Source organism: Microvirga subterranea (assembly GCF_003350535.1).
Taxonomy (GTDB): domain Bacteria; phylum Pseudomonadota; class Alphaproteobacteria; order Rhizobiales; family Beijerinckiaceae; genus Microvirga; species Microvirga subterranea.
On the sequence record NZ_QQBB01000002.1, the window covers coordinates 265574 to 291232 of the forward strand.

Here is a 25659-nt window from a genome sequence, read left to right on the forward strand (position 1 = left end):
TTAAATATCCGCCGTCAGTTAGAGGTCCGCAATGATCAAGATCACGTTCATCGATGCCGAAGGCACCGCCCGCACCGTCGACGCCGAGGAGGGCTCGACCGTCATGGAGACGGCGATCCGCAACGGCATTCCGGGAATCGAGGCCGAATGCGGCGGCGCCTGCTCCTGCGCGACGTGCCATGTCTACGTGGCCGAGGAGTGGGAGGCGGCCACGGGCCAGCCCCAGCCGATGGAAGAGGACATGCTTGACTTCGCGTTCGACGTCCGCCCGAATTCCCGCCTGTCGTGCCAGATCCGCGTGAGGCCCGAGCTGGACGGCCTCGTCGTTCACACGCCCATCCGCCAAGGCTGATCCGGAGAGTTCCCCATGTTCAAGACGATCCTCGTTCCCGTCGACCTTGCCGAGGTCGAGGCCGCCAAGCCCGCCATCGACAAGGCCGTGGAACTCGCCAACGGCGCCGAGGGCACGCTGCGCCTCGTCTATGTCCGGCCGGTCGTGCCGGTCACCTATATGGAATTCATGCCGCCGGCCTTCGACGAGGAGCAGCAGGCGGAGGCCGAGAAGACCCTTGCGGAACTTGCCTCCACCGTGAACCTGCCGGCCGAGCGCGTCTCGGCGGTCGTCCGCCTCGGCTCCATCTACAATGAGGTCCTGGACGAGGCCGAGAAGACCGGCGCCGATCTCGTGGTCATCGGCTCCCACCGGCCGACCATGGCGACCTACCTGCTCGGCTCCAATGCCTCGACCATCGTGCGCCATGCCCGGTGCTCGGTGCTCGTGGTCCGCACCTGACGGAGCACGGCCTCGAGAAACGCGAGGCGTAAAGAAAAAGCCGCGGCAAGAGGGATGTGCCGCGGCCGTGAAGTCGGTTCAGTGACGTGACCGAACGGGGCGTTCGGTCAGCGCTTCCACTGGGTCGGGTCACCCGCGAGCACGATTCGCTCTTCCTTCTGAAACATCATGGTGCCGGCCACCGCCGACCCGATGAGGGCGAACGCAAGCGCGAGCTTGACGAGCATGTTGATCTTCATAGCCGTTTCCCTTTGCTGGAGCCCCAGGCCCGGAGGGGCCGAAGCTTAACAATGTTACAATATGGGCGCGGCCAGACCCGTCAATGGGAATTCTGCCCTGACGAAGACGGTTTTGCGCAATAATCGCAATGACTTCGCGGAATCGGCGGGGGTGACGCAGCGGCCCGTCACGCTACGGTTGCGCTCAGGGCTGGCCCGGCAGGAGCTCCGGCGGCGGCGCGTCGGGGCGGAAGGGCCGCGGCTTGTTGAGGCGCACCATCGGCTCGATCTGCCAGACCCCCACCAAGGCGAAGAGGCCGCCCAGGAAGGCGACGCTGGTTGATCCCATCTGTAAGGCGCGCCAGATCAGGATCGCCATGGCCAGGAGCGACGCGACGGCCAGGAGGGTCGTGGACAGCCAGATCCAGTAGGGCTTTCCGGCCTCGAAGCGCGCATCCGGGTTGGCTTGCGCGATCGCCGAGAAGAGGGCCTGGGCGAAGGCCCGGTAGGCGTCGGTCCGCTGCTCGGCCTCGATCATGCTCTTCCAGCTGACGGACGTGAAGGAGAAGGTCTTGCCGTCCTTCATCCGGACCTTCGTGCGATAGGCCTTCTGGCCGAAGCGGCCGGGCTCGTAGACCATGCGCACGGACTCGACGGCCCCGAGCCGCACCTGGTGAACCTTGCGGCCGGTATCCACGACGAGTTCGCCGCCCTTGAGGGTGAAGCTGACCGGCCCGCCGACGGGGCGGGGATTGTGCTCGTAGGTCTGGGTCATTCGTGTCTAGCGCACCAGTTCGCGCATCGCCTGATCGATGCCTTCCAGGTTGAGCGGATACATGCGGTCGGCGAAGATCTGGCGCATGAGGTTGATCGACTGGGTATAGCCCCAGTGGGATTTCGTCACCGGGTTGAGCCAGACCGCCCTCGGAAAGTGATCGACGATGCGCTGCATCCAGAGCTGGCCGGGCTCCTCGTTCCAGTGCTCCACCGAGCCGCCGGGCACCATGATCTCGTAGGGGCTCATCGAGGCGTCGCCCACGAAGACCACCCGGTAGTCGGAGCCGTAGGTGCGGATCACGTCGAGGGTCGGGATCTTCTCGTCGAAGCGCCGGCGGTTCTCCTTCCACACATGCTCGTAGACGCAGTTGTGGAAATAGAAGTGCTCGAAGTGCTTGAACTCGAGCCGCGCGGCCGAGAACAGCTCCTCGGCGGCCTGGATGTGCCAGTCCATCGACCCGCCCACATCGAGGAAGAGCAGCACCTTCACGGCGTTGCGGCGCTCGGGCCTCAGGCGCACGTCGAGATAGCCCTTGTGGGCAGTCTCGTGGATCGTCTCGTCGAGGTCGAGCTCCTCCGGCGCGCCCGTGCGGGCGAAGCGGCGCAGGCGCCGGAGCGCAATGCGCATGTTGCGCACGCCGAGCTCCACGCCGTCGTCGAAATCCTTGAACTCGCGCTTGTCCCACACCTTCACGGCCCGGAAATTGCGGTTTCTGTCCTGGCCGATGCGGATGCCTTCCGGGTTGTACCCGTAGGCGCCGTAGGGCGAGGTGCCGGCGGTGCCGATCCACTTGCTGCCGCCCTGATGGCGGCCCTTCTGCTCCTTCAGGCGCTCCTTGAGGGTCTCGAAGAGCTTGTCCCAGCCCATCGCCTCGATCTGGCGCTTCTCCTCCTCGGTGAGGTAGCGCTCCGCGAGCTTGCGCAGCCATTCATCGGGGATCTCGGCCGTGCCGAGCGCCTGCGCCAGGTTCTCGATGCCCTTGAAGACATGCCCGAAGACCTGGTCGAACTTGTCGAAGTGCCGCTCGTCTTTCACCAGGCAGGCGCGGGAGAGGTAGTAGAACTCCTCCACGCTCTTGTCGGCGAGATCCTGGTCGAGCGCTTCCAGCAGGGAGAGGTATTCCCGCAAGGAAACGGGAATCTTGGCCGCGCGCAGCTCTGTGAACAGGGTGAGGAACATCGGGTCAATGTCCGGCAACCGCCTTCCAGGTCAAGCCACAAAGCCGTCAAGCCGAATGAAATCCGGTCTGTCCGTTCAGCTTCTGGCCTGATTGACGGGCTCGGCCGCGGGCGCCGCGGCCGTCGATTTCCCGATCGTGCGCCGGGCATGGAACTGAGCCCGCTCGGGATCGCGCTTGCGGTTGCTGCTGCGCAGGATCGTCCTGAACTCGTCGCGCCGCTCATGGATCGACGCGATGACGAGCCCCATGGGAACGCCGATGTCGCTCAGGACCGCCTCGCTCAGCTGCAGCGATGCCTCGATGGTCTCCGGCACCGCATCGTCCACCCCGAGATCATAGAGCTGCACCGCATGGCGGGCATCCCGGGCACGGGCCACGATGGTGATCTCCGGATTCTCCTGCCGGGCGGCCGTCACCACCGCCTCGATGGAGCTCAGGGTATCCAGGGTGATCACGAGGGCGAGCGCGCGGTCGATGCCGCAGGACCGCAGGAAGTCCGGGTGCGAGCCGTCGCCGAAGAAGACCGGCTTCGAGCCCTTGCGTTCCGCCGCCACGCGGACCGGGTCCATGTCGATGGCCAGGTAGGGGACCTTGTGGCGCTCGAGCATGTCGCCCACGAGCTGGCCGACGCGGCCGTAGCCGGCGATGATGACGCGGCCCACCTCGTCGAGGGGCGGGGGCACCGCAACCGCGGCGTCCGGCGGGCGCCGCCTTTCGATCCGGCGGCTCAGGTTCCGGCCCATGCGGGCGAGAATCGGGATTGCGATCATCGTCAGCGTCGTCACGAGCATCAGGACCTGACCCATCCCGGTCGGCACGAGGCCCGCCAGGATGGCGCTGCCCAGGATCACGAGGGCGAACTCGCCGCCCGGTCCCAGGAGAAGGCTGGTCTCCGCCGCCTCCGCCGAATTGAGGCCGAAATGCCGCCCGAGGGCGAAGATGATGGCGCCCTTGACGGTGATGAGCAGGGCCGCCACGGCCAGGATCGTGAATGGCGCCTCGAGAAAGTGGAACACGTCGAGGCTCATGCCGACGGACACGAAGAATACGCCGAGGAGCAGGCCCTTGAAGGGCTGGATCGTCACGTCCACGGCCCGGCGATATTCGGTGTCGGACAGAAGGATGCCGGCGATGAAGGCGCCGAGCGCCATGGACAGGCCGCTGACCGCCGCCACGAGGCTCGTGACCAGCACCACGAGCAGGCAGGCCGCCATGAAGATCTCGGGGCTCTTGGTGGCCGAGACGAGCTGGAAGAAGGGTCGCAGGACGATGCGCCCGAGGCCGACGATGCCGGCAAGCGCGAGGGCGGCGTAGACGAGCGCCCAGGCGAAGGACGAGAGGGTGACCTCCGGCTGGCTCGTGTCGAGCACCGCGATCGTGAACAGGATCGGCGCGACGGCAAGGTCCTGGAACAGGAGGGCCGAGAAGCTAGCGCGCCCCGCCGTGCTGTTCAGGCGCTTCTGCTCGGCCAGGACCGGGATCACGATCGCCGTGGAGGACAGGGCGAGGGCAAGCCCGATGACGGCCGCTCCGGTGATGCTCCCGGCGGAGGTGAAGGCAATCGCACCAAGCGCGACCGCGCAGAGAGCGACCTGGAGCGAGCCGAAGCCGAAGACCATCCGGCGCAGGGTGCGCAGGCGCTGCCAGGAGAGCTCGATGCCGATGGTGAAGAGAAGGAAGACGACTCCGAACTCGGCGAGATGCGAGGTCCCCTCAGGGTTCGTGAAGGTGATCCAGTTGACCCACGGATGCTCCGGCACCAGCCGGCCGAGGCCGTAGGGGCCGAGCAGAGCGCCCACGCCGAGAAACCCCAGGACCGGGCTGAGCCTGAGGCGGTGGAAGAGCGGAACGATGATGCCTGCCGTCGCCAGGAACAGGATGGGTTCCTGGTACGCCTGCAGGTTGATCGCGGTGGCCATCCTGTCTGTCCAATTCGGCCTATCATGGGTTCAACGAGCCCGGCGGTGCAAGGCTGGATTCCGTGCAAGCCGATCATGGATGCCCAAGGCTTGAGCCTGCTGCCCGTTTCGGGTCCGGGCCAGAGGCGCAGTCCACCTCTCCCGGGGGAGAGGTGGAACGGAGCGTTGCGGCTCAGCCGAGCGTCGCCAGGGCCTGCGAGAGGTCGGCCACGAGATCGTCCGGGTTCTCGATGCCGATCGAGACGCGGATCGTCGCATCGGTAACGCCGAGCCGGTCCCGGGTCGCCTTCGGGACCCCCGAATGGGTCGTCGAAGCCGGGTGCGAGATGAGCGACTCGGTGCCGCCTAGGCTGACCGCCAGCTTGAACACCTGAAGGGCGTTCAGGACCTTGAACGCCTCGGCCTCGCCGCCGGCCACGTCGAACGAGAAGGTCGAGCCCGGCGCGGTGGACTGGGCGTCGTACACCGCCTTGGCGCGCGAGCCCTCCGGCAGGTAGGCGAGGTGGTGCAGCTTCACCACCTTCGGGTGCTCGTTGAGGAAGGCCGCGACGATCTCGGCATTGCGGTTCGCGGCATTCATGCGCAGCGCCAGGGTCTCGAGCGAACGGCCGAGCATCCAGCAGGAATGCGGGTCGAGCTGGGTGCCGATGGCCGAGCGCAGCAGGCGCACCTGCTTCATCAGGTCCTTGGAACCGAGCGCCGCGCCGGCGATGAGGTCCGAGTGCCCGCCCACGTATTTCGTGAGCGAGTAGACCGAGATGTCGGCGCCGTGCCCGAGGGGCTTCTGGAAGACCGGGCCGAGCAGGGTGTTGTCGCAGACGACGACCGGGCGATGGCCCTGGGCGGAGGCGATCTCCTCCGCGACCGTGCGCATGAAGCCGATGTCGACGAGGGTGTTGAGCGGATTCGACGGGGTCTCGATCATGATGACCGACACGCGTCCCTTGGCCTGCGCCTCCTTGGCGGCGGCACGGATGCCGGCCTCGTCGACGCCGTCCCCGAAGCCGACCGCCGAAATCCCGAGATTGGCCAGGGTCTTGGCGATCAGGGTCTCGGTGCCGCCGTAGAGCGGCTGGGAGTGCAGAATCACGTCGCCGGGCTTGGCGAAGGCCAGGATCGTCGTCGCGATGGCCGACATGCCGGAGGAGAACAGAAGGCCCGCCTCGGCCTCCTCGTAAATCGCGAGCCGATCCTCGACGATCTCGGAGTTCGGGTGGTTGAAGCGGGAGTAGACGAGGCCCGCCGCCTCTCCTTGGGGCGGCTCGCGCCGGCCGGCCACGTAGTCGAAGAACTCCTTGCCGTGCTCGGCGCTGTTGAACACGAAGGTCGAGGTCAGGAAGACCGGCGGCTTCACGGCCCCCTCTGAGAGGGTCGGGTCGTAGCCGTAGCCTAGCATCAGGGTCTCGGGCTGGAGCTTGTGATTGCCGATTCGGTCCTTGTGGTAGCGGTTATATGCCATGGTGTGGTCCTCTCCTTTTGTGATCGGCTTACCCTATGAAGACGGTTGTCGAAAGGCAGCGACAGGTCATAGGGTCGCGATAGCAACAGGGAAGGGCGGAATGGCGCGTTTCACGGGTACCGAGTCGTATGTCGCAACCGAGGATCTGACCGTGGCGGTGAATGCCGCGATCACCCTGGAGCGCCCGCTGCTGGTGAAGGGCGAGCCGGGCACCGGAAAATCGGTCCTGGCCGAGGAGATCGCCAAGTCCCTGAACGCGCCGCTCCTGACCTGGCACATCAAGTCGACCACCAAGGCCCAGCAGGGGCTGTACGAATACGACGCCGTCTCGCGCCTGCGCGACAGCCAGCTCGGCGACCCGCGGGTCTCCGACATCCGCCACTACATCAAGCGCGGCAAGCTGTGGGAGGCGTTCCAGTCCGACACGCGGCCCGTGCTGCTCATCGACGAGATCGACAAGGCCGACATCGAGTTCCCGAACGACCTGCTGCTCGAACTCGACCGCATGGAGTTCCACGTCTACGAGACCGGCGAGACCGTGCGGGCGGCGCGCCGGCCCATCGTCATCATCACGTCGAACAACGAGAAGGAGTTGCCGGACGCCTTCCTGCGCCGCTGCTTCTTCCACTACATCAAGTTCCCCGATGCCGAGACCATGGCCAGGATCGTGGAAGTGCACTATCCGGGCATCAAGCACCGCCTCGTGGAGGAGGCCCTGAAGGTCTTCTTCGAGGTTCGCGAGGTGCCGGGCCTGAAGAAGAAGCCCTCGACCTCCGAGCTGCTCGACTGGCTCAAGCTGCTGCTCTCGGAGGACATCGGCCCCGAGCAGCTTCGCGAGCGCGACACCCGCAAGCTGATCCCGCCGCTTCATGGCGCGCTGCTCAAGAACGAGCAGGACGTGAGCCTCTTCGAGAAGCTGGCCTTCCTTGCTAGAAGAGACCAAAATAGATAGATATTTCAATGAGTTGCTTAGTGGAAAGCAATTTCGCTCAAAGGTGATTAGTGTCCAGTTTGTAGTGCAGATTGTGGGTCACATTGGACGGCGTCAGGGCTGGGCAGGAGCACTCACAGTGAATGGTACAGCTTTGAGCAGAAATTCCTGAGGAAAAGTGCACTGGTAGGTGCGTTTTAGCATCGGAAATGTGATGCAAGGGTGCACGTTGAGCCAACGTGACTAGGACCTAGCCGTGAAGATCAAAGACCAGTGGCCTGCAATCACCTTCGTGGTTGCTATCGTCGTTCTCACCCTGATTATCCTCATAACTGACGCAAATGCTTGGTGTGGTTCCGATCCTGCTCCAGCTTGTGCGCGTAATTGGGTTTCATCGGTCGGTACCGTGATTGTAGCAATCGCAGCCGCTTGTTTCGCCTACGGGCAGTGGCAAGCGTCGTCGAGACAAGTGTATCTTCCAAGACTTGAGCGTAAGCTTCAGATTGCCCTAGAAGTTAAGGCTATAATTGTCTCTCATCTTGCCAGTTTAGGTCGATTTAAAGACCTATTTGATAGAATGATTGTGTATTCAGAAGAGACGAACTTGAAAGAAATCAATTATGGTCTTGTTTATGCGACCAGAGACCTTTGCGAAACTGTAGTTAAGAATCGTGACTCTTTGAGCAAGATTCATATCGACGAAGTGGATCGCGAACTTCAATCAACGATAATACACGTATATTCGATGATATTAGACAACACCGATGATTTGATTGAACTTAGAGTTTACACCAATGCGCTTATTGACAATAAGGACGGCAACGCTGCGAGTAATAACAAGTCATTTATAGATCATATGTCTGCAATATCGCCAAAGATCAACGTCTTTGTAGGCAAGATAGATGGCTATAAGAAAATTCTCAGAATGGAGGGCTATAAAGTCACAACCATAATTCAAAACATACATTCGGAAATTCGAGGCAAGTAATAAACCTAAGTTTTGCATGCCGCCTTGGAATTTGGCGAAAAAATCTCTGAAGCTTTTCGCTGGCCCTTTGTGGAACGGCTTCCCCCCATGCCAGTCCTGTTGCCCTTTTATTCTGGTCTAGAAAGATCTGCGGAGAGCACTCACCAGACTTGACCTTGAAGGGCCCATCTGTAACTTTTTCTCAGGATATCGATACAAATACGGGGATGAACGTTATGGCAAGCAAGGGTAAGACAAAGGCTGTGGCCTATCTCAGAACCTCGTCAGCGGCGAACGTTGGGGCGGATAAGGATAGCGAGAAGCGCCAGCGTCAGGCCATCGAGGCTTATGCTAGGGCTGCGGGGTACGAACTCGTCTTCTCCTACTACGATGAGGCGGTATCAGGGGCGGATCACGTTGCGGATCGTCCTGGCTTTACGACGATGATGGAAGGCATAGCGACCAATGGCGTGAGGACTATCATCGTTGAGACGGCCAGCCGCTTTGCGCGTGATCTGATCGTACAGGAGACGGGTTACGCCATGCTCAAAGAGCGAGGCATCAACCTCATTGCCGCTGATAGCCCCGATTCCTTCCAGGACGACACCCCAACAGCAAAGCTCATCCGTCAAGTCTTAGGTGCCGTCTCTGAGTTTGAAAAGACTATGCTTGTCACCAAGCTTAAGGGTGCGCGTGACCGTAAGAGAGCTACGGGTGTCAAGGTTGAGGGTCGTAAGTCTCACGCTGAGCTTAACCCTGAGCTAGTTGCTCTGGCTAAGAAGCTCTATCGTTATCCGGTGAATGGTAAGCGCAGGTCTTTACGTGAGGTTTCGGCTGAGTTAGCGGCTAATGGCTTTGTTGGTTCTAATGGTAAGCCGTATCAGGCAATGAGTATTAAGCGTATGATTGAGGCTCAATATCGGTAACCAATGTAAGGTACTGTGTTGAAGATGCTTACGTTATCGTAATTATTCGAGGTAACATTTCTAAATGATAAAAAAATAAAATCAACTCTAGTAGCCAATCTATAAATTGTTAGTTTCTTCTATCGCCTGTCTTTTCGGGTATGGGCGCTAGAAGAGGAATACATTGAATCGCGTATGTAAGGCTGCGGGATGCACCAAGAGGGCCGCGTCTCGCTTTGGGAATTACTGTCACTCACATCGGTCGCGGCTGAGGCGGCATGGCGCATTAAACCAGGACGCCGTCACCAAAGCCGATCTGAAAATCTACAGACAATTGGTCAGAGAAAGGATTGAGAAGAATAAGGATAAAGCACTTTGGAATAAGCTTAAGGCTGTATGGGTAGCACTCATCAACGATGCTAATGTTGTAGTTGAGCGATGGCGTAAAGGAACGCCTATGGCCGACTACAATAGAATAACAGCATTTGAGCTAGTTAAGCTATCTAATGCGGTTGAACCTGAGGACGTGGTACAGACAGTGCTGGCTATGTATCTTCTTCAGGATCAAGAGCCTAAGAAGATCAAGGGTGATAAAGCCTTTCTTACCCAAATGGTACGTAGGGTTAGAGGTCTGACTAACCTTAATGCCGGTACTTGGACTGATAATGCTACGGGTAGAACCAAGACTGCTTATAGAGAACTCAGCCCGAAAGCTGTTGAGCGTCTAGGGATGAAACTGGCTATAGCTTTTGGTCCTGCGGGATTGACCCTGGCTAAACTTGAGAGGAAAGACCACGAAAGGAAGATGAGAGAATTAACCGAGTATCACCAAGCTTTAGGGGATATTCAATGAGTAAGAAGGTAGTGAATGATGTTGATCTTGAAGTTAAGCAGGTTGATATATCACAGCTAGTTAGAGATCAGGCTTACCAAGTACGTAATAAATTAGATAAGGTTACGATTAAGCGTTACGCTGAGGTTTATAGATCAGGTAAGACTATAGACCCTGTCAGGGTATCGCTGGTCAACGGTGTGCTTATCCTTGTTGATGGATGGCATAGAGTAGCCGCATTGGAGTTGATAGGGATTCCAAGAGCTGATGCTATTATCACTGAGAATACTGAGGCTGAGGCTCTTTGGATAGCGGCTAAGGCTAATCTAGAGCATGGTCTAGCTCTTAAGGCGGCTGAGTTTAGATCAGTGTTCCGGGCTTATATTAGAGCCAGACAGCATATTAAAGGGAAGAATAACTATAAGAGCTATCGTGAGATAGGGCTGGATATTGGTAGACGACATACGACTATCCGAAACTGGATGATTAAAGACTTCCCTAAGATAGCTCGTAAAATGGGCGGAACTGATGAGTTTAAGGGTAAGGGTGAGCCTGAGTGGTTTAGCGGCTCAGACCACAGGGAGCCAGCTATACGAGGGTTAGACAAGGTCTATCAGACGTTTCAGGCTATGGCTGATCCTGAGGCTAGGGGATCAGTTATTAGCCATGCGGAGCAAGTAATTCAGGCTATGAAGGCTAGCTCTAACTGGACTCTACCGAAGTACGAGGCCCCTGACTTTTGATGGCGTGAAAGCCTTGTGTAGCAAGGGATTGAGCCTATCGCTGTTCAAAATGAACACCTGTAAATAACATGGGATAGGTTCAATCCCTTACAGACTAAGCATTTCAGCCGGTCAACTGTGCCTAGTCGCGTATCAAGAGCAGTCATTTATTCCGAAACGGACGGATATTTCAGTAGCTCAAGTGCGGGCCTAAGCGAATCTGGGTCAACCTTGTTTGAGTACATGCGTGTAACGCCCCTTGGGGCATGACCTAGAAGCCGCGCGATGGAAGCTTCATCGGCTCCTGCCTCAGCAAGCTTAGACGCAAAAGTATGGCGGAAGGCGTGCAAGTCCCGTTTGTGAGGCTTGCCGTCTATCTTAATCTCCTTCTCCACATTCGCCGCCTCAATCACTTGAGGTAACCGTGAGGACAGCATGTGGACTGAGAGGCGATCACGTATGAAACGTTGGACAGCCTCCCGCGCCTCAGGGTGACAAGGAATACGCCGGATGGAATCCTTAGTTTTAGAGAACGCAGCCTCAACTACGATCTGGTTTTTGGCTTCGTCATACCTGAATTGCGCAATTTCTTGGCGTCTCATGCCAGTGTAAGCGGCAATGGTCAGTGCATCGGCCATGCGAGGGTCAACCTTGCGTGCCGCTTCAATGAGCCTGTGAACTTCGCCATCGGTCCAAATCCCACGATCAGTGTTCTCCTTGCCTGGATAGAGCTTGTGCTCCTTCCACACAGAAGGATCAAACCCATGAAAGGCATAAAGGGACGAAGCCGCCGCAATAAGGTTCTTGATAGCCTTCGGCGTATGCGTCTCAGCATAAGCTTGTAGGAATATCCGAGCGGTTTTCCGGTCGATGTCAGAAATGTAGGGAAAGCGGTCGCAGACGACGTTTAATGCCGACCGATAAAGCCGCTTCGTGCTGTCTTTGAGCGTAGCTCTAGCGAGAAACTCAGTTACAGCATCCTCCATGCTTTTGAGTTCGCCAGTCGCCTTCCCTTGGAACTCCGCCGCAGCTTTCACCGTCAATTGGTCTTCAATCTGCTCCGCAATTTTCCCTGTAATGCGGAGAGTCGCCTCATCATCGGGAAGATCAGCTAGGATGTTGCGGATGGTCGCAGCCAGCGATGCTAACTCAGGGGACATATGGCGGGTCTTGAGAGCATCCCGGATGATGTTCCACCGAGCCTTATGGTGAGCTTCAAGCTGGTCGCGCTTGCGCCGTGCCTCCGTTAGATTGCTGGTCTTGAGGCTCTCTTGAATGAGCTTCTTACCGACAACAGGCGCAACGTCAGTAGGAACCCGCAGGACGAAATGATAATTATCGCCTCTGAGCTTCAAGTGCTGGTCCCGCTTTCTCATCTTCTCCCCTAAAGTTTGCAGAATGTAGTGCAATATGTAGGGCATAACTCCTTATGAGACAAGGAAACTCAGTGAAATCAACGTGCATTTGGCAGGACGTGAGCCTGTTCGAGAAGCTCGCCTTCATCGCCCGGCGGGAAGGGCGCTAAACCCCGTGCATAACGCTTTATTCGTAATATAGTTGCAAATCTCCTGGCCCGGTTATAAGGTTATCTTCCTAAAAGGGAGGAGCCAGCATGGCCGTCGTGTACAATCCCACCAGACAGCGATGGGAACTGGATGCTGAGGAACTAGACTATACACTGCCTGCGGGAACGGCCGACGACGGCGTTCTCGGCAATGATCTTGCGAACAGACTGACCGGAAATGCAGGATCGAATCTGCTCGATGGCGGGTTGGGCGCCGACATCTTGGCCGGCGGCGACGGCGACGATTATTATTACCTGGACGATCCCCTGGATCAGGTCGTCGAAACGCAGAATGGCGGCACGTCCGATGCCGCTTACGTTTCATTCGATGGCTACACCCTCGGAGCCAATCTCGAAGGGCTAACTCTTCTCGGTGAAGACGATCTGAACGCGACCGGCAACGATGCCGACAACTTCATGGTTGGCAATGTTGGAAACAATCGGCTCGTCGGCGGGCGTGGCCAGGACGTCCTCACTGGGGGTGGTGGGGATGACGAACTGATAGGTGGCCTCGGAAACGACTATTACGACATCGATAGCGCGTCGGATATGGTAGTCGAGGCAGAGAACGAGGGGTTCGACACCGTTGAGTCCACGATCACCTATTCGCTAGGGTCGAATGTCGAGGGCCTGGTCCTAGCTGGGGATGGCCATATTAACGGCACCGGGAATGCTCTGAACAATAGGATTACTGGCAATTCAGGAAATAACATCCTGGATGGCGGCGCCGGTCGAGACACGATGTCCGGTGGAGCGGGGGACGATACCTTCATCGTCGACGATGCCCTCGAACTTCCGTCCGAGCAGAAGGGCGCCGGTACCGATACGGTCATCGCATCCGTCAGCTTCTCGCTGAAGACGATCTTCAATATCGAGAACCTCAAGGCCGCTAATGGCACGGCCGCGATCAACCTCACCGGGAACGATCTCGACAATCTCATCGTTGGAAATGATGGTGCCAACAGCCTTGATGGCGGTGCCGGAATCGATGAACTGATCGGCGGAAAAGGTAACGATACACTCGACGGCGGCGTAGGGGGTGGCATAGCCGTTTTCTCGGGAGCGCGGTCGGATTATCGCATCTCGGCAAATGCTGACGGCACGTTCACGGTCGCCGATCTGCGCGGGAATCAGGATGGCTCCGATCTGCTCAGAAATGTAGGATCGGCTCGCTTCAGCGATCAGACGATCAGGCTGGATCCAGACGCTTTCCTTGACCTTCCTGCCAGTAGAAATCTCACTGGCACGGCTGGGCGAGACGTCATCATCGGGGGCGATGGTCACGACAGCCTTTCCGGCGGCAACGGCAACGACCGGCTCGAAGGCGGTCTTGGAGACGATTGGCTTTCGGGCGGCAAGGGCAAGGATCAACTCCTCGGCGGCGGCGGTCGCGATACATTCGTGCTCGACACCATGGTGAAGTCGAATGCTGACGTCGACACCATTCTCGACTTCAGGAGCGGCGAGGACAGAATTGCTCTCGGGAAGAGCTTCTTCAAACCTATCGGCAAAGCCGGCGCTCTCAAGAAGGGTATGTTCGTGGTCGGGAACAAGGCCAAGGACCACAACGACTTCATCCGTTATGAGAAGAAGACCGGCAAAGTCTTCTACGACAAGGACGGAAGCGGCCATCATGCAGCCGTTCAGATCGCAAAGCTCGAGAAAGGTCTCGACAAGATATCCTACAGCGACTTTCTGCTGATCTAGGCAGCGCCCTCGACTGGCATGAACAAGGAGGGCTCCTACTGTCGGAAGCAGGAGCCCTCAGGCGTTTCCGGTCCCTTTGGTATTGTCATAGAGACATTCTCCCCTGATAGGTATGGTTTCAAACCGGAGCAACCTCAGGAGGAAGTACCCTTTGATCCGCCTCATGCTGCTGCGTCACGCCAAGGCGGCCTGGCCTTCCGGCGTCCTCGACGTCGACCGTCCCCTCGCCAAGCGCGGCCGGGAGGCGGCGGTCCGGATGGCGCACTACCTCAAGGACGAGGATCTCGTGCCGGACCTGGTCCTCGTCTCGCCGGCCCGCCGCACCATGGAGACCTGGGATCTCGTGCAGCCGATCCTCGGCGACGTGGAGACCCGCCGGGACGGACGCATCTACGAGGCTCCGGTGGCGCGCCTCCTGGGCGTGCTGCACGAGGTCGAGCCCGAGGCGCGCACGCTTCTCATGATCGGCCACAACCCGGGCTTCGAGGACCTCGCGGCGCTGCTGATCCGCGACGGCGACCATGAGGGCATCCTCCGCATGGGCCAGAAATACCCGACTGCGGGACTCGCGGTGATCGACTTCCCGCACGAGAACTGGCGCGAGGTCGGCCGCAAGTCGGGAAGGCTCGAGCGGTTCTCGACCCCGAAATCGCTCGGCACTGGCGAGGACGACTGACTGAACTATCTGCCTCCACCATCGTTCTGCCTGAAACCCGGCAAAGGTTTCTCGTGCAAACAAGGGGGCGGATCCGCACATGGTGGCTCAAACGCTGATCGCGCTCGTCCTCGCCGGCCGCGCCGCTCTCCCGGGCAATCTCGACTTCTTGGTGGAAGCCTCCGGTCGCGCTGACCCGGCCGAGCGGGCATCCGCTGCCCGCTACGAATCCGCCACCCGAGAGGTCACGAACTGGCGCCTCGAGGCCATGGACGCGCTCGGGCCGAAGCCCGTCGTAGCCCTCGCGGCGCTCCTGAATGCGGGGCGTCCGGTCGTCACCCGCTGCGTGCGCCTCAACAATTACTGGTGCATCAAGAGCGCCCGCTGGAACGGGGAACTCGCCACCGACGGCGAGGGGCATGTGGGCTTCGCCTCCGCCGATCACGGCGCCGAGGCCGCCGCGACCCTGCTGCGGCGCTACTATCTCGACTTCAAACGCAAGTCCGCCCTCGACATCGTGCGCCGCTGGGCGCCCGCGGAATGCGGAATCGCCACGAGCCTCGGCGGCGCGGCGGTGCTGGCCGTCAAGGGCATCGGCGGGACCCTGCGGGCGCGCTATCTCGCGTCGAAGCGCAAGGGCGGGAGCGTGCGGTACACGGCGACGGCCGGTCCCGGCGGCAAGCCGGGACGGGTCTCCATGGTGCTGCCGGTCCGGACGCCGCAATACCGTGTGCCCGACATCATGGCCGGAGGAGGCGAGCGGAAAAAGCCCGAGCCGGCAGTCCGCCCGTCGAAGCCCTCACCGGTCGCGATCGCCATGGCGCGCAAGCCGCAACCGGCCCCCAAGGCGACCGCTTCCGCCGCCCCAAAGCCGGTTCCGCAGCCTCAGGCTGCGACCGCCTGCGCGCCCGACGAGCAGCGCATCCGCAACTACGCGGCCCGCATGGTCGAGGGGCTCGGCATCGGCCCGACCGACGACCTGAGGCTGTTCGAGGCGGACGGCACGCCGCTGCCGAACCTGACCCACATTATGCTCGCCATGTCGGGGTTCGAACTCGGCATGCTGAAGGCGGATCATGATCTGGTCGAGCGTGGGATCCAGCGCGCCGCCATGAAGTCGGGTGGGGCTTCCCGTGCCGAACTGTTCCGGGAGAGGGCCAGCGCCACCCGCTGAGCTTGACTTGCGGGCTGCCGCTCCAGACCCCACCTTGAAGCTCGGCTTGAGGAAAGCAGGTAAATATTCGTGTCCGTGATCACCAATTTCGCCTCCCGCGCCGGGTCGGCCGCGCAATCGCTCTGGGAGGCCTCAGGCCAGCTTGTCCAGCCTTCGCTCCGCCTCGGCGTCACGGGCCTCGCCCGCTCCGGCAAAACCGTCTTTACCACGGCGCTCGTTCATCACCTGACCCGCGGCACGTCACTGACCGCGTTCCGGGCCTCCGCCGAGGGGCGGATCCGGCGGGCGCACCTGGCCCATCAGCCTGACGACGCCATCCCGCGCTTTCCTTATGAGGAGCACCTGGAGGCATTGACGGAGGAGCGTCGCTGGCCGCAATCGACGGACCGGATCAGCGAGCTTCGGGTCGATATCGAGTACGAGCGCAGGTCCGGCTGGCGCACGGGGCCGGCCTCGCTCGCCCTCGACATCGTGGACTATCCGGGCGAGTGGCTGCTCGACCTCGCTCTGCTCGATGCGGGCTTCGCGGAATGGTCCAAGCAGACCGTGGAGGCGAGCCGCCGCCGCGACCGCGCCGCCATCGCCGGTCCGTGGCACGATTTCCTGAAGACCGTCGATCCGGCCGGGCCGGCGGACGAGGTCCTGGCCGGCAAGGCGAGCAACGCCTTCAAGACCTACCTCACGGCGCTCCGGGCCGGGGAGGAGGCGGTGGCGACGACCCCGCCGGGCCGCTTCCTCATGCCCGGCGACCTCGCCGGCTCGCCGGCCCTGACCTTCGCGCCCCTCGACCTCGCCGACGGGCAGGCGATCGCGCCGGGGAGCTTCGCGGCCCTGATGGAGCGGCGCTTCGAGGCCTACAAGACCCATGTGGTCCGGCCGTTCTTCCGCGATCATTTCCAGCGCATCGACCGGCAGATCGTGCTCGTGGACGTGCTCGCCGCCATCGATGCGGGTCCGGTCGCTCTGGCCGAACTGGAGGATGCCCTCGATCAGGTGCTGATGGCGTTCCGCATCGGGCGCAACACCTTCCTGTCCCGCCTGTTCTCGCCCCGGGCCGACCGGGTGCTGTTCGCCGCCACCAAGGCGGACCACATCCATCACACGGACCACGACCGGCTCGATGCGATCCTGCGCTTCCTTGTGAACCGCGCCGTGCGGCGCACGGAGGCCGCGGGCGCCCGGGTCGGGACGGTGGCGCTCGCCTCCGTGCGGGCGACCCGGGAGACCACGATCCGCGAAGGCCGCGAGACCCTGCGGGCCGTGGCGGGCGTGCCGGAGGCAGGCGAGCGGGTCGGGGACGAGGTCTTCGACGGCGAGACGGAGGCGGCGATCTTTCCGGGCGAGCTGCCCGAGACGGCCGAGGCGGTGTTCCAGGGCGCGGTGCCGCCCGGCTCCTTGCGATTCCCACGCTTCCGGCCGCCCAAGCTGCCGGTGGATGCGGCCGGCCGCATGGGCAAGCTGCCCCATATCCGCCTCGACCGCGCCCTTGAATTCCTGCTGGGAGACCGCTTCGCATGACCCGCCAGCCCCGCGCCTTCCGACTCGATGCCCCGGACGTGCAAAGCGGCGCCGTCGTGGTGACGGAGGAGCCCTTCGACGCCATCGAGGCCGCCGACGGCACCGTCGTGCCCATGGGCGGGCGGCGCCGCGCGCCCTGGGTCGGCATCCTCCTGTCGGCCCTGTCCGGCCTGCTGATGCTGGGCTTGGGCCTCGCGGTGGAGAATCTGATCGTCGAGCTTTATGCCATCGCGCCCTGGCTAGGCTGGGTGGCCCTGGCCCTCTCGGTCCTGGCTCTCGTGGCCTTCTTGGCGATCATCGGCCGGGAGGTGTCCGGCATCCTGCGCGAGCAGAAGATCGAGAAGCTGCGGGAGGCGGCCGTAGACGCGCTCGCCGTCAAGGATCACAAGGCCGCCAAGTCCATCGTGTCGGACCTGCTCGGGCTCTACAACGCCCGCGCCAGCGCCGTGAAGGGCAGCGCGCGGCTGATGGCCTCCATGGACGAGATCATCGATGCCGACGACCGTCTCGCGATCGCGGAGCGGGAGCTGCTGGCGCCGCTCGACGCCCAGGCGAAGCGCGCCATCGCGGCAGCGGCGAAGCAGGTGTCGCTGGTCACAGCGGTGAGCCCTCGCGCTATTGTGGACGTCGCTTTCGTGATCTTCGCCGCCGTGCGCCTGCTGCGCACGCTCGCCCGCATCTATGGCGGCCGCCCGGGCCTGTTCGGCTTCCTGCGCCTGGCGAAGGCCGCCTTCAATCATCTGGCCGTCACCGGCGGCATGGCGGTCGGCGACAGCCTCATGCAGCAGGTGCTGGGCTTGGGGCTTGCGGCCCGGGTCTCGGCCAAGCTCGGGGAGGGCGTGCTGAACGGGCTCATGACGGCCCGGTTCGGCCTTGCGGCCCTCTCGGTGTGCCGTCCGCTCCCGTTCATCCGGGAGGAGACGCCGAAGATCGGCGACGTGGCCGGGGAGCTGGTGAGTCGCGCCGAGGCCGCGGCGGTGTGACACGCATCGCGAGCATGCTTGCGTTAACCCGCATCGTTGAAAGTTGACGCCGGGCTCGCATTCCCGCACAAGAGCGCGCCCTTCAGGCGCGGAACAGGGCGTTCACGCGCCGTCCGATGATGTTCCGCGGCGATGCTCTTCAACTCGTTCATCTTCCTCTTCGGCTTTCTGCCGGCTGCGCTCCTGATCCACTGGCTGGTCGAGCGGTTCAAGCCGGAGTGGCGCCTGCCGGTGCTGCTCGGACTGTCACTGCTGTTCTACGGCTACTGGGACTGGCGCTTCGCGCCGCTGCTCGTCCTCTCGGTCCTGGTCAACTGGCTCGTCGCCGAAAGCTTCACCAAGACGGGCCGCGACGTCCTGATCCCGCTCGCCATCACGGCGAACCTGGTCGTCCTGGCGTTCTTCAAGTACTTCAACTTCTTCGCCGATTTCGCCACCATCGTGCCCGGCGTGCCGACGATCCATTTCGACATCGCCCTGCCGCTCGGCATCTCGTTCTTCACGTTCCACCACATCATGTACCTGACGGACCTGAAGGCCGGCAAAGCGCCGCGCTACGATCTGGTCCGCTACGGTCTCTACATCGGCTTCTTCCCGCAGGTTCTTGCCGGCCCGCTCGTGCGCTGGAGCGAGATCATGCACCAGTTCGACGAGCGCCCCTACGAGCGCCCGGACGCGGCCGAGCGCTTCGCCCGCGGGCTGATGCTCCTGGTGGCGGGCCTCGCCAAGAAAGTCTTCCTCGGCGACCAGCTCGCCGACTACACCAACCCGATCTACGCCATGGCCCAGCAGGGCCACGCCCTCGACATGGGCCAGGCTCTCCAGGGGGCCCTCGGCTTCACGTTCCAGGTCTATTTCGACTTCTCGGGCTATACGGACATGGCCCTGGGCATGGCACTCATGTTCGGCATCGTGCTCCCGCAGAACTTCGACGTGCCGTACCGCGCCACCTCGCTGCAGGATTTCTGGCGCCGCTGGCACATGACCCTGTCGCGCTTCCTGCGCGACTATCTCTACATCGCGCTCGGCGGCAGCCGGAAGGGGCTCGTGGTCCAGCTCGCGGCGCTCACCGCCACGATGACGCTCGGCGGCCTCTGGCACGGGGCGGGCTGGACCTTCGTGGTCTGGGGAGCCCTGCACGGCGTTGGGCTGAGCGTGGCGGTCCTCTGGCGCAAGGCCGGCTACTCGATGCCGAGCTTCCTCGGCTGGCTCCTGACCTTCACGTTCTTCGTGCTGACCCTGACCATCTTCCGGTCCGGGAGCTTCGAGGTGGCGGGGAACTTCTATGCGGGCCTCTTCGGCTTCGGGGCGGAAGGCTTCACCCTGAAGTGGCGGGCGCTCGCCATCGGGGCGGCCGTTGCGATGATCGGGCCGACCGCCTGGACCTTCATCCACAAGCTGCCGCCCAAGCCCTGGATCGCGGCTCTCTTCGCCCTGCTGTTCGTGGTCGTGCTGTTCAAGATCGGCGATGATGCAAACTATGAATTCGTCTATTTCCAGTTCTGAGGCCGCCGTCCAGCACGACGGGACGCTCTGGCGCCGCTTCGCGATCACGCTCGTCGTCGCGACCCTGGCGGTGCTGGCCGCGATCGTCGCGCTCGCCATCGTGGTCGATCCTTACGATTCCGGCCGCTCGGCCCTGTTCGAGAAGCCCGGCGTCCGCCCCCAGGGGCCGCGCACGGCCAATGCCAGCCGCGGCCGCGATCCCGCCTTCGACGCGATGGTGGTGGGCAATTCCCGCATCCAGCTCCTGTCGCCGGAGCGCCTGAACCAGGGGAGCGGGCTCAACTTCGTCCAGCTTGCCGTGCCGGGCTCGGGCCCGAAGGAGCACCTGGCGCTGATCGACTGGTTCCTGCGCCACCGCAAGGCGCCGCCCCGGGCGGTCGTCGTGAGCGTCGACGACCTATGGTGCACGTCCGATCCCGCCCTGCCGAACGACAAGCCTTTCCCGTTCTGGCTCTACAGCCGGGACCCGCTGGAATACGCCGAAGGCCTCGTGCGCTTCGATCTCCTCGAAGAGCTGCCGATGCGCTTCGCGTATCTCCTCGGCAAAGACCAGGAGCGCGCCCGCCCCGATGGCTACTGGGACTACGAGCCCGAATACACGGCGCTCGGCTACACGACCAATCCGGCCATCCGGAAAAGGCTCGAGCAGAAGCCCTATGCGTCGGCCGAACGCTTCGAGCGCGACCCGCAGGAGGGCAAGCGGCGCTTTCCCGCCGCCGAGAGGCTGAAGGAGGTTGCCGCCTCCCTGCCGGCAGAGACCGCCCTCGTGCTCATTGTCCCGCCGGCCTACATCAACATCCAGCCGCCTGCCGGCACCGAGAAGGCGTTCAGCCTCCAGGCCTGCAAGGCGGCCCTGACCGCCGCCGCACAGGTTCATCCGAAGTCCGCCGTGGTCGACTGGCGGGTCGACCGGCCCGAGAACCGCAACCCCAACCTCTTCTTCGACGCGCTGCACTACCGGCTGCCGATCGCCCGCCAAATCGAGAAGGACGTGACGGCGGCGCTCCGGCGCGTTCTCTGAGTGGTCGATGGGTGCGGCAAATCGTTCTTTGCGCTCTCAACTAACCCAAATGGGTGAGGCCGGGTGCGATCCGCCCCAATGTTAGACAAATCGGTGACACCGAAGTGCGTTGTCGCGGGCTTTGCTTCTCTGTATAGGGGCGCCAGTTCCATTGGGGATAAAACGGCCCACCATGACGAACACTGTAATCGACGAGGGTTATCGGCCAACTGACGACGAACCGTTCATGAACGAACGGCAAAGGGAGTATTTCAGGCGCAAGCTGATCCGCTGGAAGGGTGACATCTTGAGGGAGGCACAGGAAACCCTGGCAACCCTCCAGAGCGAAAACGAGAATCACCCGGATCTCGCCGACCGCGCCTCATCCGAAACAGACCGTGCCATCGAGCTCCGCGCCCGCGACCGCCAGCGCAAGCTCATCGCCAAGATCGACGCCGCCTTGGCGCGCATCGACGACGGGACTTACGGCTATTGCGAGGAAACCGGCGATCCGATTTCCCTCAAGCGCCTGGAGGCTCGGCCCATCGCGACCCTTTCGCTTGAGGCGCAGGAGCGTCACGAGAGGAACGAGCGGGTCTACCGGGACGACTAGCGTTCTTACCAAAGACAACAAAAAGGGCTCCGCTTGCGGAGCCCTTTTTGTTGGGAGGCCCAAGAGAGGATCGGGCGCCTATTCCCGCTTGCCGGAATCGAGCGGGCGACCCAGGAGGCGTGCGAACTCCGCCTCGATCTCCTCGACGGAGAACGGGTCCGGGGCCTTCTGGGCCGGCTTCGGGGCGGCCTGGGCCGGAGGAGCCTCGGCGGCAGGAGCCGGAGCGGGCTGGGGCGGCGCAGGCGGCACAGGCCGGACAGGCTCCACGGCGGGGCGCAGCTGAACCGGTTCCGGAGCCGGACGGGGCGGAGGAGCGCGCTCCTCCTCTTCCTCTTCGAAGGCGGGCTGGGCCGGACCGGTCGTCTCGCGCTCGGGCATGGCCGGCTCGAGAAGCTCGTCCTCGTCGACCACGTCCTCCTGCACGGGCTGCGGTGTCGCATGGACCGGAGGAGCCGGCGGGACCGGAGCGGCAGGACGCTTCAGCGCCTCCTCGAGCTGTTTGGCCATGTCCGACAGGACCACTGCATCGGCATTCGGGCGAGCGGTCGGGGCAGCCTGGGGAGGCCGCACCACCTCGGGCGCCGGCGCAGGGGGAGGAGGCGGCGCAGCCTGGCGCTGCGGGAAGACGGGCGTGAAGGTCTGGGCCGGCTGCGACCGGCGCGGCTCGGGAGCCGACGGGGGAATCCGCGCCTCTGCCCGAAGGCCATGCACGCCGGGGGCCGGCACCGGAGCCGGTGCCACCGAAACCTTGACTTCGTCGGGCTTGAGGGCAGGCTCCGGCCGGGCCGGGACGGGCGCGCTGACCGTGGCGACGGGGGCAAGCTCCTCCTCGATGTCGGATTCCTCCGACGGGCGCCTGACGAAGGCGCCGAGCTGGGCGGCGAGCTGGGTCTCGATGGACGGACGGCCTGAGCCCTCGAGTGCCGGGCGCGGAGCCTGGTCCAGGCTGGGCTCCAGGCGCTCGGGGCCGGCGTCGTTCTGGGCGACGGGGATGCGGGCGCCGGCCACGCGGACGATGTTCGTCTCGATCACCACGTCGTTGAGGCCGCCGATCAGGAGGAGATGCTCGACATTGTCGCGGCGCAGGAGGACGAGCTGGCGCTGCCGGTCGAGGTCGTAGATGTCGACCACCCCGAGCCGCGGCTGGCGGCTGCGCCCCCGGTCCTGGCCGGAGATCATGAGGCGCGAGCCGGTGAGCTTGCGCAGAACCACTCCGAACAGCGCGACCAGTGCGAGGATGATCGCGAAGGCGATGACGTACTGGGCCGCCCTTGACGCTTCGATACCAAATTGAGCTAGCACGTTAAACTCTCAAGCGTTGTGGAGGCCTTTCCAGGCCGTGTTCCGGACTTTTCTTGTATCACATCGACCAGGAAAGCGATGAGCAAGGTTAACAGATGGTTAACGGCTCTTTCCCAGCGATGGAAGAGATACAGGGTTGCGATCAACGGCGCCGGGCCCGAAGAATTCAGGCCCCGTCTTGCTTTTTCGACCGTCACAATGTGGACTGTCTTGCGCGAAGCTCAAGGTCGGGACGGCCGAAAGCGGCGTTTCCTCTTGTGCTTGCGGGCTGCGCCGCCTTAGAGGTCGATCAATAAATTCCATGTAGTATGGTCGAAAGATCAAGCGGTTGGCCCGCATTTCCGCAGCCTCGGTCCGCGGGGCGAACCGGCATTCCGTAGGGATAGTGTACTTCCATGGCTCACCAGGGCGTCCAGCCGAAGAGCACGACGATCGATCGTTCCGACCGTCCCGGCCATATCGGGCTGGTCTTGCTGCTCGCCAGCATCCTGGTCGGCGCAATCCTGAGCCTGCGCTTCCTCAGCAGCGAGCAGGCGCAGCCTCTCATCCTGGCGCTTCTCGCCTTCTTCGCCATGGCGGGCGTGTTCTTCCTCTTCGCGGTGGCGATCGGGGTGATCCAGTTCGCCGGACGCACGACCCGCAACGACATCACCAAGACCATGGTCGACACCTCCGGCGAGGGCATGGTCGTCATCGAGGACGACGGGCGGATCGTCTACGCCAACGAGACATACCTGTCGCTCGCGGGCTCCCACAGCGGCGACGTGCGCGCCGTCGAGCGCCTCTTCACCGGCGCCCCGGAGGTGTCCGAGGCGATCTACAGGCTCGCCCAGGCGGCGCGGGAGCACCGCACGGGCTCCGAGGAGATCAGGCTCTCGCCCTCCCTCGACGGCTCGCAGGAATTCGGCTGGTACCGGGTGCGCGTGCGGCCGATGCCGCGCCCCGGCGGCCGGCCGGCCACCCTCTGGACCATCGCGGACGTCACCCACGAGCGCGAGCGCCAGGAGAACGTGTTCCAGGAGCTTCAGCACGCGATCGACTATCTCGACCACGCGCCCGCCGGCTTCCTGTCCATCGACCCCAACGGCTCGATCATCTATCTCAACGCGACGCTCGCCTCCTGGCTCGACTACGACCTCGCCCAGGTCGGGTCGGGCGGTCTCGGCCTGTCCGACATCGTGCCCCGCAACGTGGTGGCCATGATGACGTCGTTCTCCGGCGAGCCCGGAAGCGTGCGCACCGAAACCTTCGACCTGGACCTGCGCCGCCGCAACGGCCAGTTCCTGCCCGTGCGCCTCTATCATCGCATCGCCTTCGGACAGGACGGCCGCATGGGCGCCTCGCGCACCCTCGTCCTCAACCGCTCGCCGGGCGTCGAGGTGGACGAGGGGCAGCGCGCCGCCGAGGTGCGCTTCGCCCGCTTCTTCAACAACACTCCCATCGCCATCGCGACGGTCAACCGGACCGGCCGCATCGTCCAGGCGAACGCCCCCTTCACCAAGCTCTTCGGCACCCTGCCGCGCTCCGGCGAGGGCGGCGGGGAGGGGCCGCTTCTCCTGGAGGCCTTCCCGGCCGGCGAGCGCGCGCCGGTGGAGGTTGCCCTGAAGGCGGCGGCGGAGAACCGGAGCGACATCCAGCCCCTCGAGCTGCACACGGCGGGCGAGAACGGCGGCTCCGTTCGGGTCTGGATCACCCCCGTGGGCGAGACCGGGTCCGAGGGCGACACCGCGATCGTCTACGCCCTCGACACCACCGATTTCCGCAAGGTCGAGGAGCAGCTCGCCCAGTCGCAGAAGATGAATGCGGTCGGCCAGCTCGCCGGCGGCGTGGCGCACGACTTCAACAACGTGCTCCAGGCGATCATCGGCTACAGCGACCTCCTGCTCGCCAACCACCGGCCGACCGACCCGTCCTTCCAGGACATCATGCAGATCAAGCAGAACGCCAACCGGGCCGCGAGCCTGGTGCGCCAGCTGCTGGCCTTCTCGCGCCGGCAGACCCTGCGCCCGGAGGTGCTCAACCTCAACGACCGGCTCTACGACCTGTCCATGCTTCTGAAGCGCCTCCTCGGCGAGCGTGTGGAGCTCGATCTCACCCACGGCCGCGACCTGTGGTTCGTGAAGGCGGACGTGAACCAGTTCGAGCAGGTGGTGGTGAACCTCGCGGTCAATGCCCGCGACGCCATGCCGAACGGCGGCAAGCTGGCGATCCGCACCGCGAACGTCCCGGCCGCCGAGGCGGGCTCCCTCAACGTGAGCGGCATGCCGGCCGCGGACTATGTGCGGATCGCGGTGTCCGACACCGGCACCGGCATAACCCCCGAGGTGATGGACAAGATCTTCGAGCCCTTCTTCACCACCAAGGAGGTGGGCAAGGGCACGGGCCTCGGGCTGTCGACAGTCTTCGGCATCGTCAAGCAGTCCGGCGGCTTCATCGATGTGGATTCGAAGGTCGGCCAGGGCACGACCTTCTCCATCTACCTGCCGCGGCATGTCCCGGCCGTGGAGGAAAAGCCCGAGGAGGCGAAGGCCGAGACCGCCAAGGTGCCAGCCGCCGACATGACCGGCCAGGGCATTATCCTCTTGGTGGAGGACGAGGACCCGGTCCGCGCCGTCAATGCCAGGGCGCTTACGGCCCGCGGCTACACGGTGCTGGAGGCGGCGTCCGGCATCGAGGCCCTGCAGGTCATGGAGGAGCGCGGCGAGGCGGTCGACCTCGTGGTCTCCGACGTGGTCATGCCCGAGATGGACGGTCCGACCCTGCTCGGCGAGCTGCGCAAGCTCTATCCGGACCTGAAGGTGATCTTCGTGTCGGGCTATGCGGAAGACGCCTTCCGCAAGAACCTGCCCGAGGGCGAGCAGTTCAACTTCCTGCCCAAACCTTTTAGCCTGCGCCAGCTGGTCGAGATCGTGAAGCAGGTGATGGCGCGGTAG

At 62.9% G+C, this 25659-nt stretch carries 23 protein-coding genes; 16 read left to right on the forward strand and 7 right to left on the reverse strand.

Going from position 1 to position 25659, the window contains the following annotated elements:
• Positions 1-31: 31 nt before the first annotated feature.
• Both DES45_RS05945 and DES45_RS05950 read left to right on the forward strand, forming a co-directional pair.
• Positions 32-352, forward strand: a complete 321-nt coding sequence (locus DES45_RS05945; RefSeq protein ID WP_114769072.1) for a 2Fe-2S iron-sulfur cluster-binding protein — start codon at positions 32-34, stop codon at positions 350-352.
• A gap of 15 nt (positions 353-367) precedes the next feature.
• On the forward strand, positions 368-793 hold the full coding sequence (locus DES45_RS05950) for a universal stress protein (RefSeq protein ID WP_114769073.1): 426 nt from the start codon (positions 368-370) through the stop codon (positions 791-793).
• Positions 794-900: 107 nt separating this feature from the next.
• On the opposite strand, the gene DES45_RS25995 is transcribed toward DES45_RS05950, so the two are convergent.
• The 5 genes from DES45_RS25995 to DES45_RS05970 form a co-directional block, all read right to left on the reverse strand.
• Complete coding sequence (locus DES45_RS25995; RefSeq protein WP_281024064.1) at positions 901-1032, reverse strand: hypothetical protein; 132 nt, start codon at positions 1030-1032, stop codon at positions 901-903.
• Between the two features lie 184 nt (positions 1033-1216).
• Positions 1217-1786, reverse strand: a complete 570-nt coding sequence (locus tag DES45_RS05955; protein ID WP_114769074.1) for a hypothetical protein — start codon at positions 1784-1786, stop codon at positions 1217-1219.
• 6 nt (positions 1787-1792) lie between these two features.
• A complete protein-coding gene (locus DES45_RS05960) occupies positions 1793-2968 on the reverse strand; it encodes a vWA domain-containing protein (protein ID WP_114769075.1) in 1176 nt (391 codons plus the stop codon).
• 75 nt (positions 2969-3043) lie between these two features.
• Entirely contained in the window at positions 3044-4888 is a 1845-nt protein-coding gene (locus DES45_RS05965; RefSeq protein WP_114769076.1) for a cation:proton antiporter domain-containing protein, read from the reverse strand.
• Between the two features lie 172 nt (positions 4889-5060).
• The gene (locus DES45_RS05970; protein WP_114769077.1) at positions 5061-6347 is read right to left on the reverse strand and encodes a cystathionine gamma-synthase family protein; all 1287 of its coding nucleotides are present in this window, start codon (positions 6345-6347) and stop codon (positions 5061-5063) included.
• Positions 6348-6447: 100 nt separating this feature from the next.
• Between DES45_RS05970 and DES45_RS05975 the strand changes: the two genes are divergently transcribed.
• From DES45_RS05975 to DES45_RS05990, 5 genes are all read left to right on the forward strand, one after another.
• The gene (locus DES45_RS05975; protein ID WP_114769078.1) at positions 6448-7299 is read left to right on the forward strand and encodes an AAA family ATPase; all 852 of its coding nucleotides are present in this window, start codon (positions 6448-6450) and stop codon (positions 7297-7299) included.
• Between the two features lie 235 nt (positions 7300-7534).
• Entirely contained in the window at positions 7535-8266 is a 732-nt protein-coding gene (locus DES45_RS24730) for a hypothetical protein (protein WP_147282353.1), read from the forward strand.
• 149 nt (positions 8267-8415) lie between these two features.
• Complete coding sequence (locus tag DES45_RS05985) at positions 8416-9171, forward strand: recombinase family protein (protein WP_342633506.1); 756 nt, start codon at positions 8416-8418, stop codon at positions 9169-9171.
• A gap of 436 nt (positions 9172-9607) precedes the next feature.
• Complete coding sequence (locus DES45_RS24735; RefSeq protein ID WP_147282354.1) at positions 9608-10003, forward strand: hypothetical protein; 396 nt, start codon at positions 9608-9610, stop codon at positions 10001-10003.
• Positions 10000-10725, forward strand: coding sequence for a ParB N-terminal domain-containing protein (locus DES45_RS05990; RefSeq protein ID WP_114769081.1), 726 nt, complete (start codon positions 10000-10002; stop codon positions 10723-10725). The genes DES45_RS24735 and DES45_RS05990 overlap by 4 nt, the downstream gene beginning before the upstream one ends.
• 146 nt (positions 10726-10871) lie before the next feature.
• Here DES45_RS05990 and DES45_RS05995 read toward each other — a convergent pair whose 3' ends face one another.
• Positions 10872-12113 carry a DUF6538 domain-containing protein gene (locus DES45_RS05995; protein WP_170151405.1) on the reverse strand — a complete coding sequence of 414 codons (1242 nt, stop codon included), beginning with the start codon at positions 12111-12113 and terminating at the stop codon, positions 10872-10874.
• A gap of 203 nt (positions 12114-12316) precedes the next feature.
• On the opposite strand from DES45_RS05995, the gene DES45_RS26000 reads away from it, so the two are divergent.
• From DES45_RS26000 to dksA, 8 genes are all read left to right on the forward strand, one after another.
• Positions 12317-13975 (forward strand): calcium-binding protein, encoded by a 1659-nt coding sequence (locus DES45_RS26000; RefSeq protein ID WP_114769083.1) that lies wholly within the window; start codon positions 12317-12319, stop codon positions 13973-13975.
• Positions 13976-14126: 151 nt separating this feature from the next.
• Complete coding sequence (locus DES45_RS06005) at positions 14127-14651, forward strand: SixA phosphatase family protein (RefSeq protein ID WP_114769084.1); 525 nt, start codon at positions 14127-14129, stop codon at positions 14649-14651.
• 79 nt (positions 14652-14730) lie between these two features.
• Positions 14731-15804, forward strand: a complete 1074-nt coding sequence (locus DES45_RS06010) for a hypothetical protein (protein ID WP_114769085.1) — start codon at positions 14731-14733, stop codon at positions 15802-15804.
• A 69-nt stretch (positions 15805-15873) separates the two neighbouring features.
• Positions 15874-17322, forward strand: a complete 1449-nt coding sequence (locus DES45_RS06015) for a YcjX family GTP-binding protein (RefSeq protein ID WP_114769086.1) — start codon at positions 15874-15876, stop codon at positions 17320-17322.
• Positions 17319-18305 carry a YcjF family protein gene (locus tag DES45_RS06020; RefSeq protein ID WP_114769087.1) on the forward strand — a complete coding sequence of 329 codons (987 nt, stop codon included), beginning with the start codon at positions 17319-17321 and terminating at the stop codon, positions 18303-18305. Before DES45_RS06015 ends, DES45_RS06020 begins: the two co-directional genes overlap by 4 nt.
• 132 nt (positions 18306-18437) lie before the next feature.
• Positions 18438-19811 (forward strand): MBOAT family O-acyltransferase, encoded by a 1374-nt coding sequence (locus DES45_RS06025; RefSeq protein WP_114769088.1) that lies wholly within the window; start codon positions 18438-18440, stop codon positions 19809-19811.
• Complete coding sequence (locus tag DES45_RS06030) at positions 19786-20832, forward strand: hypothetical protein (protein ID WP_245429766.1); 1047 nt, start codon at positions 19786-19788, stop codon at positions 20830-20832. Before DES45_RS06025 ends, DES45_RS06030 begins: the two co-directional genes overlap by 26 nt.
• A 172-nt stretch (positions 20833-21004) precedes the next feature.
• Positions 21005-21424 (forward strand): RNA polymerase-binding protein DksA, encoded by a 420-nt coding sequence (gene dksA / locus DES45_RS06035; RefSeq protein WP_114769089.1) that lies wholly within the window; start codon positions 21005-21007, stop codon positions 21422-21424.
• 78 nt (positions 21425-21502) lie between these two features.
• Here dksA and DES45_RS06040 read toward each other — a convergent pair whose 3' ends face one another.
• On the reverse strand, positions 21503-22726 hold the full coding sequence (locus DES45_RS06040) for a hypothetical protein (RefSeq protein WP_114769090.1): 1224 nt from the start codon (positions 22724-22726) through the stop codon (positions 21503-21505).
• Between the two features lie 395 nt (positions 22727-23121).
• Here DES45_RS06040 and cckA point away from each other — a divergent pair, with 395 nt between their 5' ends.
• On the forward strand, positions 23122-25659 hold the full coding sequence (cckA, locus tag DES45_RS06045; RefSeq protein ID WP_114769091.1) for a cell cycle histidine kinase CckA: 2538 nt from the start codon (positions 23122-23124) through the stop codon (positions 25657-25659).

Bases quoted from the DNA above. Each gene is read 5' to 3' on its own strand.
- dksA (WP_114769089.1), top strand. From the start codon at position 21,005: ATGACGAACACTGTAATCGACGAGGGTTATCGGCCAACTGACGACGAA.
- DES45_RS05945 (WP_114769072.1), top strand. From the start codon at position 32: ATGATCAAGATCACGTTCATCGATGCCGAAGGCACCGCCCGCACCGTC.
- DES45_RS06010 (WP_114769085.1), top strand. From the start codon at position 14,731: ATGGTGGCTCAAACGCTGATCGCGCTCGTCCTCGCCGGCCGCGCCGCT.
- DES45_RS06020 (WP_114769087.1), top strand. From the start codon at position 17,319: ATGACCCGCCAGCCCCGCGCCTTCCGACTCGATGCCCCGGACGTGCAA.
- DES45_RS05955 (WP_114769074.1), bottom strand. From the start codon at position 1,786: ATGACCCAGACCTACGAGCACAATCCCCGCCCCGTCGGCGGGCCGGTC.
- DES45_RS25995 (WP_281024064.1), bottom strand. From the start codon at position 1,032: ATGAAGATCAACATGCTCGTCAAGCTCGCGCTTGCGTTCGCCCTCATC.
- DES45_RS26000 (WP_114769083.1), top strand. From the start codon at position 12,317: ATGGCCGTCGTGTACAATCCCACCAGACAGCGATGGGAACTGGATGCT.
- DES45_RS05950 (WP_114769073.1), top strand. From the start codon at position 368: ATGTTCAAGACGATCCTCGTTCCCGTCGACCTTGCCGAGGTCGAGGCC.
- DES45_RS24735 (WP_147282354.1), top strand. From the start codon at position 9,608: ATGGCCGACTACAATAGAATAACAGCATTTGAGCTAGTTAAGCTATCT.
- cckA (WP_114769091.1), top strand. From the start codon at position 23,122: ATGGCTCACCAGGGCGTCCAGCCGAAGAGCACGACGATCGATCGTTCC.
- DES45_RS05990 (WP_114769081.1), top strand. From the start codon at position 10,000: ATGAGTAAGAAGGTAGTGAATGATGTTGATCTTGAAGTTAAGCAGGTT.
- DES45_RS05970 (WP_114769077.1), bottom strand. From the start codon at position 6,347: ATGGCATATAACCGCTACCACAAGGACCGAATCGGCAATCACAAGCTC.
- DES45_RS05960 (WP_114769075.1), bottom strand. From the start codon at position 2,968: ATGTTCCTCACCCTGTTCACAGAGCTGCGCGCGGCCAAGATTCCCGTT.
- DES45_RS06025 (WP_114769088.1), top strand. From the start codon at position 18,438: ATGCTCTTCAACTCGTTCATCTTCCTCTTCGGCTTTCTGCCGGCTGCG.
- DES45_RS05965 (WP_114769076.1), bottom strand. From the start codon at position 4,888: ATGGCCACCGCGATCAACCTGCAGGCGTACCAGGAACCCATCCTGTTC.
- DES45_RS06030 (WP_245429766.1), top strand. From the start codon at position 19,786: ATGAATTCGTCTATTTCCAGTTCTGAGGCCGCCGTCCAGCACGACGGG.
- DES45_RS05975 (WP_114769078.1), top strand. From the start codon at position 6,448: ATGGCGCGTTTCACGGGTACCGAGTCGTATGTCGCAACCGAGGATCTG.